The organism is Flavobacterium sp. ZB4P23 (assembly GCF_003970375.1).
Lineage (GTDB): Bacteria > Bacteroidota > Bacteroidia > Flavobacteriales > Flavobacteriaceae > Flavobacterium.
Window position 1 is genome coordinate 121,051 of record NZ_RYDK01000005.1, and the last position, 12,459, is coordinate 133,509.

The following is a 12,459-nucleotide window of genomic DNA, read 5'->3' on the forward strand; positions in this document are numbered from 1 at the left end:
CTACAATCCTTACCTTTGCAAGCAATACAATTGTATGATTCATAAAATCCAAAAATTTACCGATACGACGTATTTCACTAATGCCCTAAAAGTAACTATCGCCACTGTGATTCCGGTGATGCTGTTTTCTTTTTTTGGCAAATTCGAAGCAGGTTTTACAATAGCTCTTGGAGCCTTTTTTACTTATCCTAGTGACATTCCAAGTAGTCTGAAACATAAAGTCAACGGGATTCTTGTTGCCACCATTCTTGTTGCTAGTGTGAATTTGCTGGTAAATATAATTTATCCGTATTCTTGGATTTTTTATCCTTTTTTAGCCTTATTAGTTTTCCTGACATCCATGTTATCCGTTTACGGACAACGAGCTACAATGGTTTCTTTCTCCTCTCTGATTTCAATCTCCTTGACATTTTCTGATATAAATACCGGTTGGGCTATGGTACAACATTCCGGTTTGATTCTAGCAGGAGGATTATTCTATCTCGTTGTTTCACTTACTTTTCACTACATCAGACCACATCGCTACATCGAATTACAAATTGCTGAATGCATCAAACTTACGGCTAAATATTTGAAGCTAAGAGGAGATTTATGGACCATAGACGCCGATAAAAAAGCAATTATTGAAAAGCAGTTAAACCTTCAGGTCGAGTTGAACACCATTCATCAAAACATAAGAGAAGTATTGATTAACAGCCATATCAGCGCAGGTTCTTCTAATCAAAATCGAAAAATGTTGCTTGTTTTTATAGCAATGGTAGAAATCCTTGAAGTGGCATTGTCTACGTCATTTGACCATGATAAATTGCACCGAAAATTCGACAATCATCCAAGGGTCTTGCTGACGTATCAAAACTTAGCCTACAATCTGGCCACAAGTTTAAAGCAATTATCTGAAAGTGTAAAAAAACGAACGAATTATATTCCAAAACACACATTGCTAAACGATTTGAACGCCTTACAGCTGGCAATCACTGATTATGAAAAAGATTTAGGGAAAAATTCTGCCTCAGAAGGCGTTTTTATGCTTACCACTATGCTGGAATATGCGGAAAAGCAAGTCGAGAAAATAAAAATTGTAGAACGTGCTTTTACCTCAATTGTTAATTTACAGGATTTTACAGGAATCGATACCGATTTAGAAAAATTCTTAACGCCGCAGTATTATCCGTGGCGTACTTTGACAGAGAATCTGAGTTTTTCCTCCACTATTTTCAGGCATTCCTTACGATTAACAATAGCGCTATTAGTTGGTTTTATTATTGGAAAAATACTGCCTTTTCATAATGTATACTGGATTTTATTGACTATTATCGTTATCATGCGACCCGGTTACGGCTTGACTAAACAACGTTCTTTTCATAGAATTCTAGGTACTGTTTTAGGTGGATTAATTGCCTTTGGAATTCTTTTCTTTGTCAAAGACAACATTATAATCAGTATTCTTTCTATTCTTTGCTTGCTTTTAGGATTCTCTTTTACCCAAACAAATTACAAAGTCAGTGCCACATTTGTAACCATGTATGTTGTTTTTATTTATGGAATTGTGACTCCTAACATAGGGGATCTTGTTCAATTTAGAATACTGGACACCATTGTAGGTGCCGGTCTTGCTTTTTTGGCCAATCATTTTTTATGGCCTTCTTGGGAATTTTTAAACATGCCCATGCATTTAGAAAAATCCATCAATGCCAATCAAAATTACCTGAAGGAAATTTCAATTTTTTATAATAAAAAAGGAACCGTTTCTACATCGTACCGCTTGGCTCGTAAAAATGCTTTCATCGAGATTGGGAATTTAATGGCTTCTTTTCAGAGAATGGCACAAGAGCCTAAATCAAAACAAAAACAGCTGCCTAAAGTCTATAAACTAACGGTATTAAATCACTCTCTTCTCTCCTCATTAGCGTCTTTAGGAACTTACATTCAATCCCATAAAACAACCTCCGCATCTGAAGCATTCAATGTGGTGGTGGATACTGTGATTAGAAATCTGGATGAGGCTATTGCACTTTTGAAGGAAAATGATTTCAAGCTAAAAGAAAACCTTCCCAAAGAGGATTTAGCGCTACGTTTTACCGAATTGAAAAATATACGTGCCCGAGAATTGAAAGCAGGAATTCCTATTGATGAAAAGGCTTTTCAATTGAAAATGCAAGAAGCACAATTGGTAATCGAACAATTAATCTGGCTGACCAGTTTATCCGAAACTATTTTAAAAACCACAACAGCATTAAAGGAATCTTAACAAGAAAAGCGCTTGAACCAGATTCTTATCTAATTCAAACGCTTTTTATTTTTGTGCTGACTTTCTAATTATTCAGTTTTAGGACGGCAGCCGTTTCTTTTCTGATTTTCTCTAATAAAATTGGATCTTCATTGAGATTTTGACCATAAGAAGGAATCATGATTTTTAATTTCTCCTGCCACTCCGCCGTTTTAATTTCCTCTTTGAAACATCTTCCTATCAAATCTATCATAATAGAAACTGCTGTTGAAGCACCTGGAGAAGCCCCCAGCAAAACGGATAAAGATCCATCTGCAGTGGTAATTACTTCGGTACCAAACTCCAGTATGCCTCCTTCTTTTTCGTCTTTTTTTATCACTTGTACCCGTTGTCCGGCACGTTCAATTTTCCAGTCTTTGGATCGTGCCTTGGGAACATATTCTCTTAACGCATTAATTCGGTCTTTAGGGGATTGGCGCACTTGCTCAATTAAATATTTGGTAAGGGGTATATTCTTAATACCTGCGGCTAACATTGGAATAATATTATCTGATTTTATCGATAAAGGTAAATCTGAATAGGAGCCATTTTTTAAAAACCTAGTCGAAAAACCCGCAAAAGGACCAAAAAGCAATTGCTTTTCTCCATTTATCATTCGGGAATCAATATGTGGTACAGACATTGGTGGTGCTCCCACGCTTGCCTTACCATATACTTTAGCCTGATGTTTTGCAATCACTTCCGGATTTGTGCATTTTAGCCATTGTCCGCTCACTGGGAAGCCGCCATAGCCTTTGCCTTCGGGCACATTTGCTTTTTCTAATAATGGCAAGGAACCACCCCCAGCACCAATGAAAACAAATTTAGAGTATGTTTTTCTCTTTTGACCGGAAGCTAAATCAGTGATTTTTATGCGCCATAACTTATCTTCTCGTTGTTTTAATTTTTGAACTTCGTGGTTATAATGAATGGTAACCCCATCTAGTTTTGCTAAATAACCAAAAATACTTCGGGTCAATTCTCCAAAATTTACATCTGTCCCAATTGCCATTGAACTGGCGGCCACTTTTTCGGTTTCTGATCTCCCTTCCATAACCAGCGGCATCCATTCTTTTAATTGTGCAAAATCAGTACTAAAAACCATTTGCTTAAAAAGAGGATTCAAATGCAACGCGTCAAATCTTTTTTTAAGATAAGCAACATTTTTTTCTCCCCATACAAAACTTATGTGGGGAATGCTTTTAATAAAATTTTCAGGAGAAGGAACTCTGTTTACTTGAACGAGATATGCCCAGAACTGTCTGGAAACTTCGAAAGACTCCGCGATACTGATCGCTTTTTTTGGGCTGATGCTTCCATCAGGTCCTACGGGAGTGTAATTGAGTTCACAAAAAGCAGCATGTCCAGTTCCTGCATTATTCCATGCATCAGAGCTTTCAGCCGCCGCTCTATCTAATCGTTCGTAAATTTCAATTTTTATATCCGGTTGCAGTTCTTTTAGGATTAAGCCCAGCGTGGCGCTCATAATTCCAGCTCCAATAAGAACTACTTCACTATTTGTACGTATGGTTGTGTCAGGCATAACTAGATTTTAAAGTGCAAAGGTAAATGATATATTCACAAAAAAAAGCATAAATTTCACCTCAAAAGTTACATTTATCAAACCGTTTTAGCAAAAAAATAGCTTTTTTACACTGATTTTAAAATTTTTTCCTGGTCAAATAGTCCTGAAGCATAATCGTGGCCGATATTTCGTCAATAAGTGCTTTGTTTTGACGCTGTTTCTTACTCATGCCGCTATCTATCATGGATTGAAAAGCCATTTTTGAAGTAAACCGTTCATCAACCCGAATGACTTTCATCTCCGGAAAATGATTGGTAAAGTGCGTGACAAATCCTTTAATGATCGATGCACTTTCTGAGGGTTCGCCATTCATTTGTTTGGGTTCACCAATAAGAACGACTTCTACTTTTTCTTTGGCAAAATAATCCTTCAAAAAAGCAATTGCAGTTGCCGATGGGATTGTGGTTAAACCCGAAGCTATAATTTGCATTTCATCAGTAACCGCTATTCCGGTTCGTTTTTGACCGTAGTCTATGGAGAGAATTCTAGGCATTTATAAGAAGTTTTACAAACATATTGAGCTTAATCGGCTAAATCCATAAAAAAAATCAGAATAATTAATTTTCATACTTTGAAATCACTTTATCAAGATAGGCATCAACTTAGTATATTGTATAAAGTTTTGCAGTACCATTATGATTTTTTTCTAGTGAAGCGTCTAATTTTTTTTTATTTCTAGTAAACGCCTCATCTTCCTGTACTATTTACTATTGTAAGTTCATCTGATGAAAAGAAACTCAATAACTCCAGAATTTTGGCTTTGATTTCGGGTTGAAATTCTAATCTAATGGTTTCCATACTATTTTTACTTAAAACGAATTCCTATGTTTCAAAATTGCGACAACTAAAACAGTTTCGTGTGCAACATCAACTTTAAAAACGATTGTATAACCTTTAAAAACATAATCTTTTGTGTTTTCATTATCAAAATAAATTGATTTTTTGAAAAGAAAAGGCTGCTGCATCTCTTTTTTTATTTTTTTATCAATGCAATTTTAAATTTTCTTGCAGTAAGCGGTTTGTCTTTTGAAATGGAATCAATTATATCATCTAAATCATGATTAAATTCGATAGTTAATTTAATCCTCATATTTTGATATCGTTTTTTCCAGCAAAATATCCAATTCCTCAAAAGTAGAATATACAGCAGTACCATTATCAATCTTATCAATCCTGGACTGAAGCATTCTTTTTTCTTCTTCAAAAATTGACCTTTCCTGAACTATTGTAAGTTCATCTGATGAAAAGGAACTCAATAACTCCAGAATTTTGGCTTTGATTTCGGGTTGAAATTCTAATCTAATGGTTTCCATAGTACCTACAATTTAAAGTACAAATATATAACATTTTCAAATTAATTTGACTTTTTGCTTTTAGTTAAAAACCCTATCTTTGTCAAAAATCTATCAAAAATGAATCCATTACAGCCAATTATAGAACAAGCTTGGGAAAACCGTGCTTTGTTACAAGAAACTACAACGACTGATGCTATCAGAGCAGTTATTGAATTATTAGATACCGGAAAATTACGTGTTGCTGAACCAGTTGGAGCGGGATGGCAAGTAAACGAATGGGTAAAAAAAGCAGTAGTAATGTATTTTCCTATTCAAAAAATGGAAACATTAGAGTCTGGAATTTTCGAATACCATGACAAAATGTTATTGAAAAGAGGCTATGCCGAGAAAGGAATTCGTGTTGTTCCTAACGCAGTCGCGCGTTACGGTGCTTATATTTCCAGTGGTGTTATCTTGATGCCAAGTTATGTAAACATTGGTGCTTATGTAGACGAAGGAACTATGGTAGACACATGGGCAACCGTAGGTAGTTGTGCTCAAATAGGTAAAAACGTACACTTAAGCGGTGGCGTTGGTATTGGTGGCGTACTTGAACCTTTGCAAGCGGCTCCTGTAATTATTGAAGACGGCGCTTTCATTGGTTCCCGATGTATCGTAGTTGAAGGGGTACATGTTGGGAAAGAAGCTGTACTTGGTGCCAATGTTTGCCTGACTGCCTCCACAAAAATTATTGATGTAACCGGAGAAACTCCCGTTGAAATGAAAGGTTATGTTCCTGCCCGTTCCGTAGTAATTCCTGGAAGTTATACTAAAAAATTCGCTGCTGGTGAGTTCCAAGTCCCTTGCGCTTTAATCATTGGAACTCGTAAACCTTCAACTGATTTGAAAACATCATTGAACAATGCTTTACGCGAATATGATGTTGCGGTTTAATATGTTTTAAAACAAAAAAAAAGTGTATATTCCTCCCTTCAACGGGAGGTTTTTTATGTTATGAAGATACTAGTAATACAACAAAAAATGATTGGTGATGTTTTGGCAAGCAGCATTATATGCAATAATCTGAAAATCATATATCCCGAATCACAAGTGGATTATCTGATTTATCCATTTACCAGCCCTGTTGTTGAAAATAATCTTAATATCGATAATCTGATTTTATTTAAAGATGACTATAGAAAAAGTAAATTTGCTTTTTTTAAATTCTTACTCAAAATTAGAAAAGAACGCTACGACCTTGTTATTGATGCCTACGGAAAAACAGAAAGCAATCTAATCATACTGTTTTCAAATTCAAAAAAGAAAATAGGTATCTATAAAAAATACAGTCATTTTATCTATACAGATAGCATCAAAGAATTATCTCAACCTTCAACTAATGCAGGTTTAGCTCTTGAAAACAGACTCTTATTAGTATCGGATTTTAATGATAACAAGAAACAACTAGATATCAAACCAAAAATTTTTCTTACTTCTGATGAAATCAAAAATGGAAAACAGATTTTAGAAACGAATAACATTGATTTTTCGAATAAAATATACATGATTGGCGTGCTGGGTAGCGGTAAAAACAAAACATATCCATTTCCTTATATGGCTAAAGTATTAGATACTGTTGTTGCTGAAACAAATGCTACCTTACTCTTTAATTATATGCCTTCGCAAAAAGAAGAAGCACAAACTATCTATAACTTGTGTCTTCCTGAGACTCAACAAAAAATTAAAATTGATTTAATCCTGAGAAATATTCGTGAATTTTTATCCGTGACGTATCATTGCAATGCTTTAATTGGAAATGAAGGGGGTGCAGTAAATATGGCAAAAGCATTGGATAAACCTACTTTTACTATTTTTTCAACTTGGATAATTAAGGAAGCCTGGAATTCGTTTGAAAACGAAACTACAACAGTTTCTGTACATTTAAAGGATTACAAACCTGAATTATACGGGGGGAAATCAGCAAAAGAAATGAAAAACGAAGCTATAAATTTATACGAAAAATTCACTCCAAATTTAATTTTACCTATTTTAAAGAAATATATAAAATCTAATTAGGACATATTCCTGAGTTCGTTTTTATTATTCTATTCACTTTTGTGTAGGCTCGAATTTCATTATTTTTTCTCCAAATTTCTTCAGAAACATACCCTCTTTTATGATCTAAATGAAGACAAAAGGCACTATATCTTATCTGTTTAGATGAAAGTCCCATATTGATTAATCGTTCGCCTAATTCTCTGTCTTCCCCTCCATATTGCATTTCTTCATTAAAACCATTAGTCGCTAATAAATCAGTTTTCCAGCCAGAAGCATTGTGTCCGTTCCAAGTTGGTTTGGTTGGCGTAAGCTTATTTAATAGGTTGGATAAAAAAGGAGAAGTCGTAAATTTTATATTTTTTAGATTTGACACAAGACCGTTGTTTTTAAGCCATTTTAAATCAAAACAATTTTGATTTAAAATATCTTCTTTTGTGATACGCTTTGAAATTGACATTGGAAGTTTAAAATAGCCTCCCGAAAGGAAAAAGCCTTTTTCTCTATATTTAAAATGAGTTGCAACAAAATCATTTCTAGGAATACAGTCGCCATCGGTAAAAATAAGATAGTCTGTATTTGAGGATAAAATAGCTTTATTCAGAATTTTAGTTTTTTGGAATCCGTGATCTTCATGCCAAACATGTATAATAGGAATAGTTATTAATTTTCGGAGTTCATCAATTTTTTCCTTAGTTTTTGAGTCAGAACCATCATCAGCAATAATAATCTCAAAATCAGTCGTTGTTTGCACACTAAAACCCCATAAAACTTTCTCGAGCCATTGAACTGCATTATAGGTACTCATAATAACTGACGCTTTCATATATATTTTTAAATTATTGATAACAAAAGTAATTAATAATTTATATATTGTCACAATATAAAAATTAATTAATGGATTCAAAACCGACTCCTAATTTATCTGTTTTAATAATTACATTAAACGAGGAAAATCAAATTAAGCCACTTTTGGTTGATTTAGATTTTGCTGATGAAATTATTATTGTCGATTCATTCAGTACCGATAAAACAGAAGCTATTTGTAAATCATTTGAAAAGGTCACTTTCATTCAAAATAAATTCGAAAACTATTCTTCTCAAAGGAACTTTGCTATTTTACATGCAAAAAATGACTGGATTTTATTTTTGGATGCAGATGAAAGACTGACTCCTGCATTAAAGAATGAAATTATAACCACGATAAAAACCAATGAAACCTTTTCGGCTTTTCTTTTCTATAGAACTTTTATGTTTGAAGGCAAAGTATTGCATTTCAGCGGGAATCAGAATGATAAAATATTTAGGCTTTTTAATAAAAATCAGGCTGAATATACCACAGACCGGCTTGTTCATGAAAAATTAAAAGTGAATGGAAAAATAGGTGTTCTAAAAAACAAACTGATTCATTATTCCTATGCTAATTTTCAAGCGTATAAATCGAAAACGATTCGGTACGGAGAATTCAAAGCACAGGAGAAGTTTTTAAAAAAGCAAAAGCCTTCGGTTTTATTACATTTTTTGCATCCTGCATATAATTTTTTGTTCAATTACATTATCCGATTAGGATTTCTTGACGGAAAAAAAGGTTTGATTATTTGCTATTTAAACGCCAATTCAATTCACATCCGATATCAAGAATTAGAACAACTTTGGAAAAGACAACAACAGTTATCTCCAAAACAATAATTTCTTTTTACGAGCAATTTTTCTATGAAATTTCATTTGAAAATCGTTGGTATAAAAGCACATTTTTACAAAAACTTCATCGTATTTCTTATTGTAAAGTTTGGCATATTCATCACTCATTATTGCCAGCATTTCTTTTTTTGGCGTAAGCCTGTTGAAATTTTTCATGCGTAGCTCGAAGTCCATAAACTGATGGAAATTCATTCTATTTAAATCAACTAGGTAGAAACTATAGCTTCCATCATCTGCTTTTTTAATCAAAGTATTTCCTGGAGAATGATCTAAAAACTCAATTCCTTTTTGATGTAAATCAAATGTAAATCGGGTAAACTGCCGCAAGATATTCTCATGATCCGGATAATCAGGTTGCAGCACTAATTCTCTGAAAGTTAACTCTGCCTGAAGATGCTCACTGATATAAAAACTTTCTTGTAATCCCAACAAAGTGAAATTTTCAGCACAAGCTATAGGTTGTGGCGTACCAATTCCCTTTTCTAATAAAATAGCTGCATATTCGAAAGAACGTCTGGCTTTAGATTTTCTGAAATATTTGTAGGCAATTTTATTGATCAGATTTGGGGTTTTGAAAGATTTGATATTTATCGTTTTCCCTTCTAATTCAAAAAGTTTTATTTTGTTTCGCACTCCGTCACCAAAAAGAATTCCTTTTGAATTGAAGCTTTCAATGATATCAATTAACACCTTTTGATTGGTTATCAATGACGTATTAAAAATTATAGTTCTTTTCAATTGTTTTATTATAAGATTAGTCGATTGTTTTAATAAAAGCAAAAATATTATTTAGCTAAATACTTAAACCATTGTCCGAAATTTTTAAAAAAAAGATAAAGTGATGAAATTCTAAGTACTTTATTATTACTAACATAGTTTTTAATTTCATCTATGTTTTTTGTAGGAAAATAACCTAAATTCTTCCATGTATCAGCTTCTATATAATAAAAATCTTTAAATGTTTTATAATTTTCTTGATTTACTAATTTCCATTTTTCAAAGAAAGAGTTATTAATTTGTACATTATGTCCCCAATTTTTTAATTTGAAAGCTAATTGGTCTTCGGTTCTTGATAAACATTCATGCAAAAGAATTTTATCCGTGTAAATTACCCTTGCTTTTGTCTTTCTGCCTACTTTGTAATTTGGATAGTTTGTAGCAAGTAAAACTCTTGTAAGATTTTCAACATACAATATTCCTTCATTAGTGTATTTGTACAAGTGAGTTAAAAAACAACCTATTTGAACAGGATTTTCTTTTGGGTTTTTCAAAAAAGAATCATACTTCCTAAGATCATTTATAAAACCTGAAAAATCTAAAAAGTATTCATCTGCATCAATTTGAATTAACCAATTTCCTATTCCCATTTTATCGGAAAGCATTTTTCTTTCTCTAACCTCGCATTCCATTGTAGTTAAACTTGACACGTAAAAATCATCTTCATATATAACAATTTTATTTTCAACATCAAATGCATCAATCCATTCAAAAAAAGTATCATCAATAGTAAAAAATTCACCGTTCCATGTTTTTCGTTCCTTATCAATAGCTAAAAAAATAGTGTTAGATTCTTTGTATATTGTTGGTATCGAATTTTTTAATAGTTCATAATCGTACGAGACTAAATAACCTACTTGTATTTTTCCTAACATAAACATCAATTTGAAATTTGTTGCAATTTAGTATTAAATATCTATTTTTGTTGAATGAAAAAAGAATATGATTATTTAATAGTAGGATCAGGTCTTTTCGGTAGTGTTTTTGCGCATGAGGCAACAAAAGCGGGTAAAAAGTGTTTGATTTTAGATAAAAGAAAACACACCGGAGGAAATATTTATTGTGAAAATATTGAAGGGATAAATGTCCACAAATATGGCCCGCATATTTTTCATACCAATGACAAGAAAATATGGGATTATGTAAATCAATTCGTGAATTTTAATCATTTCGTATATTCGCCTCTATCGCTTTCAAAGGGTAAACTTTATAATCTACCTTTTAACATGAATACCTTTTATCAGCTATGGGGAACCAAAACGCCGGCTGAAGCAAAAAATAAAATTGAGCAGCAAATTAAGGAGTTTGGAAGCGACAACCCTAAAAACCTCGAAGAACAAGCACTTTCATTGGTGGGAAAAGACATATACGAAACCTTGATCAAAGGGTATACTGAAAAGCAATGGGGCAGAAAGGCCACCGAACTGCCTGCTTTCATTATTAAAAGACTTCCCGTTAGATTTACTTTTGACAATAATTATTTTAACGATCGCTACCAAGGAATCCCCATTGGAGGTTACAATAAAATTATAGAAAATTTATTGGAAAACATTGAAGTGAAACTTGATACAGATTATTTCGAAAACAAAGAGTACTTTGAAAATATCGCAACAAAAATTGTTTTCACGGGGAAAATTGACGAATATTTTGATTACCAGTTTGGAAAACTAGAATATCGCTCGTTGCGATTTGAAACACAAATTATGGATACCGAGAATTTTCAAGGAAATGCAGGCATTAACTATAATGACATTGAATATCAACATACTAGGATCGTAGAGCATAAACATTTTGAATTTGGCAACCAAAAGAAAACTGTAGTGACAAAAGAATATCCTGAAAATTGGACGTCCGAAAAAGAGGCTTATTATCCTATTAATGACGAAAAAAATCAAGCGATATATCTCAATTATAAAAAGCTTTCCGAAACCCTTAATAATGTAATTTTCGGAGGCAGATTGGCAGAATACAAATATTACGACATGCACCAAATAATTGCATCCGCATTAATAAAATCTAAAAAAGAACTAGAAAATGGTTAAAATTTTTACAGTTACACATAAAGAGACCCCTATTTTATTTAACGAATTGCATATCCCGATACAAGTCGGCGAAAATGTAGACATTGCAACAAATATTTTGCGAGACAACACGCTCGATAACATTGCTAATAAAAACAAAAACTACTGTGAATTAACTGCTTCTTATTGGATTTGGAAAAATATTACGGATGTTGAATACGTTGGAATCTGTCATTACAGGAGGTATTTTAATTTTTTCAATCCCTTTTATAATTTCCAACCTTCCGCTCAAAAAAAAATTAAGATTGATGATTTTAAAAAAACAAAATTAGTTAAAACTGATGGAGAAATTTTAGAAAAAAAAATCATTAAAATACTCTCGGAGTACGATGTAATTCTTTGTAAACCATATAAATTTAAAAATACTACACTGACTCAAAACTACTGTGAAGATCACCGAAAAGAAGATTGGGATTTAACAAAAAAAATAATTAGTGAGAAGTACCCGCAATACAAAGAAAGTATTGTAACCCATTTAGACGAAGGTCGACTGTTTCATGTAGCAAATATGATGATTTGTTCCAAGAAAATTTGGGATGATTATTACACCTGGCTTTTTTCTATTCTATTTGAATTGGAATCTAAAGTCAGTATTCCCAAGGATGACTATCAAGCACGAATTTTCGGGTTTATATCTGAAAGATTAATTAATCTTTATGTTTATCATAATAAATTAAAAATCAAAGCAATTCCCACTTATAAAATAATCGATCTATAATC

Annotated in this window: 12 protein-coding genes; 6 read left to right on the forward strand and 6 right to left on the reverse strand. The window is 32.7% G+C overall.

The genetic code is table 11. The features are described from left to right. Nucleotides 1-34 precede the first annotated feature (34 nt). Nucleotides 35-2,248: an FUSC family membrane protein gene (locus tag EKL99_RS09775; RefSeq protein ID WP_126576865.1), complete on the forward strand. Its 2,214-nt coding sequence runs from the start codon at nucleotides 35-37 to the stop codon at nucleotides 2,246-2,248. Nucleotides 2,249-2,312: 64 nt separating this feature from the next. Here the strand turns inward: EKL99_RS09775 and EKL99_RS09780 are convergent, their stop codons facing one another. The 3 genes from EKL99_RS09780 to EKL99_RS09795 form a co-directional block, all read right to left on the reverse strand. Beyond that, entirely contained in the window at nucleotides 2,313-3,809 is a 1,497-nt protein-coding gene (locus EKL99_RS09780) for a malate:quinone oxidoreductase (RefSeq protein WP_126576866.1), read from the reverse strand. Nucleotides 3,810-3,927: 118 nt separating this feature from the next. After that, the gene (gene ruvX / locus EKL99_RS09785) at nucleotides 3,928-4,344 is read right to left on the reverse strand and encodes a Holliday junction resolvase RuvX (RefSeq protein WP_126568359.1); all 417 of its coding nucleotides are present in this window, start codon (nucleotides 4,342-4,344) and stop codon (nucleotides 3,928-3,930) included. 586 nt (nucleotides 4,345-4,930) lie between these two features. After that, the gene (locus EKL99_RS09795; protein WP_126460479.1) at nucleotides 4,931-5,164 is read right to left on the reverse strand and encodes a hypothetical protein; all 234 of its coding nucleotides are present in this window, start codon (nucleotides 5,162-5,164) and stop codon (nucleotides 4,931-4,933) included. A gap of 99 nt (nucleotides 5,165-5,263) precedes the next feature. On the opposite strand from EKL99_RS09795, the gene EKL99_RS09800 reads away from it, so the two are divergent. Together EKL99_RS09800 and EKL99_RS09805 are read left to right on the forward strand one after the other, a co-directional pair. After that, complete coding sequence (locus EKL99_RS09800) at nucleotides 5,264-6,079, forward strand: 2,3,4,5-tetrahydropyridine-2,6-dicarboxylate N-succinyltransferase (protein ID WP_126576867.1); 816 nt, start codon at nucleotides 5,264-5,266, stop codon at nucleotides 6,077-6,079. A gap of 60 nt (nucleotides 6,080-6,139) precedes the next feature. Continuing rightward, entirely contained in the window at nucleotides 6,140-7,201 is a 1,062-nt protein-coding gene (locus tag EKL99_RS09805) for a glycosyltransferase family 9 protein (RefSeq protein ID WP_126576868.1), read from the forward strand. Here EKL99_RS09805 and EKL99_RS09810 read toward each other — a convergent pair. Then, nucleotides 7,194-8,006 carry a glycosyltransferase family 2 protein gene (locus tag EKL99_RS09810; protein ID WP_126576919.1) on the reverse strand — a complete coding sequence of 271 codons (813 nt, stop codon included), beginning with the start codon at nucleotides 8,004-8,006 and terminating at the stop codon, nucleotides 7,194-7,196. The genes EKL99_RS09805 and EKL99_RS09810 overlap by 8 nt on opposite strands. Before the next feature lie 71 nt (nucleotides 8,007-8,077). On the opposite strand from EKL99_RS09810, the gene EKL99_RS09815 reads away from it, so the two are divergent. Continuing rightward, nucleotides 8,078-8,869, forward strand: a complete 792-nt coding sequence (locus tag EKL99_RS09815; protein WP_126576869.1) for a glycosyltransferase family 2 protein — start codon at nucleotides 8,078-8,080, stop codon at nucleotides 8,867-8,869. On the opposite strand, the gene EKL99_RS09820 is transcribed toward EKL99_RS09815, so the two are convergent. Then, nucleotides 8,852-9,589, reverse strand: coding sequence for a lipopolysaccharide kinase InaA family protein (locus EKL99_RS09820; protein WP_370275742.1), 738 nt, complete (start codon nucleotides 9,587-9,589; stop codon nucleotides 8,852-8,854). The genes EKL99_RS09815 and EKL99_RS09820 overlap by 18 nt on opposite strands. A 77-nt stretch (nucleotides 9,590-9,666) precedes the next feature. Continuing rightward, entirely contained in the window at nucleotides 9,667-10,533 is an 867-nt protein-coding gene (locus EKL99_RS09825; RefSeq protein WP_231507423.1) for a hypothetical protein, read from the reverse strand. A gap of 54 nt (nucleotides 10,534-10,587) precedes the next feature. Between EKL99_RS09825 and glf the strand changes: the two genes are divergently transcribed. Both glf and EKL99_RS09835 read left to right on the forward strand, forming a co-directional pair. After that, nucleotides 10,588-11,700, forward strand: a complete 1,113-nt coding sequence (gene glf / locus EKL99_RS09830) for a UDP-galactopyranose mutase (protein ID WP_126576870.1) — start codon at nucleotides 10,588-10,590, stop codon at nucleotides 11,698-11,700. Beyond that, complete coding sequence (locus tag EKL99_RS09835) at nucleotides 11,693-12,457, forward strand: DUF4422 domain-containing protein (RefSeq protein WP_126460464.1); 765 nt, start codon at nucleotides 11,693-11,695, stop codon at nucleotides 12,455-12,457. The genes glf and EKL99_RS09835 overlap by 8 nt, the downstream gene beginning before the upstream one ends. Nucleotides 12,458-12,459: the final 2 nt, after the last annotated feature.